The sequence below is a fragment of the Vibrio sp. 10N.222.46.A1 genome (assembly GCF_041473595.1).
GTDB lineage: Bacteria > Pseudomonadota > Gammaproteobacteria > Enterobacterales > Vibrionaceae > Vibrio > Vibrio tasmaniensis_A.
This window is the reverse complement of record NZ_JBFRSN010001819.1, coordinates 1-402: the sequence shown is the minus strand read 5'-3', so window position 1 is coordinate 402 and position 402 is coordinate 1. Positions and strand designations below refer to the sequence as shown.

Annotated in this window: 1 protein-coding gene; it reads left to right on the top strand. The window is 43.8% G+C overall.

The window, feature by feature from the left end; all coding sequences use genetic code 11:
* A partial coding sequence (locus tag AB4496_RS29460) for a GAF domain-containing protein (protein WP_372133678.1) occupies nucleotides 1-402 on the top strand: 402 nt, incomplete at both ends.

Here is a 402-nt window from a genome sequence, read left to right as displayed (position 1 = left end):
CACCTGAAGGGGTTGAGCTCAATAGTGGCGATATCTTCGATTATCGTTCTACCTATTGCGAAATTACCTGTAAATCGATTGGTCCTATCTGCATTGAGCATTGTGGCAAACACGATAAGTATGCGACGCATCCCGCTTACCAGTCTTTTGGTTTAGAGTCTTATATTGGCATCCCGATTTTCGTTAATGATGAGCTTTACGGCACCTTAAACTTTTCAAGCCCGGCTCCTTATCATCGTGAATTCAAAGAGTTCGATATCGACGCTATGAGGTTAATGGCCTCATGGATCGAAGTGGAACTGGTTAGAAGACAGCAAGAACGAAAACTCAAAGAGCTGAATGAGAAGTTAGAGTACCAAGCTCTGTACGATCCTCTGACACACTTGCCGAATAGACGTTGCT